The following is a 286-nucleotide window of genomic DNA, read 5'->3' as shown; positions in this document are numbered from 1 at the left end:
GCGTTTCTCACCCAATGCCGCCAACAGCGATTTCACCGCCACCAATATCCATGTGACCTCGCACGGTACGGAATTTACCCTACAAACCCCAACCGGTAGCGTCGATGTTCTGCTGCCGTTGCCGGGGCGTCACAATATTGCGAATGCGCTGGCAGCCGCTGCGCTCTCCATGTCCGTGGGCGCAACGCTTGATGCTATCAAAGCGGGGCTGGCAAATCTGAAAGCTGTTCCAGGCCGTCTGTTCCCCATCCAACTGGCAGAAAACCAGTTGCTGCTCGACGACTCC

At 57.7% G+C, this 286-nt stretch carries 1 protein-coding gene; it reads left to right on the top strand.

What is annotated here, in order from left to right; all coding sequences use genetic code 11:
* Positions 1–286, top strand: a 286-nt coding sequence (locus SB772_RS40095) for a Mur ligase family protein (protein WP_410838530.1), incomplete at both ends; no start/stop codon positions are given.

The organism is Paraburkholderia sp. SIMBA_030 (genome assembly GCF_046535245.1).
In the GTDB taxonomy this organism is placed as follows: Bacteria; Pseudomonadota; Gammaproteobacteria; order Burkholderiales; family Burkholderiaceae; genus Paraburkholderia.
The sequence above is the reverse complement of the archived record's forward strand: the minus strand, read 5'-3'. Positions and strand labels throughout refer to the sequence as shown.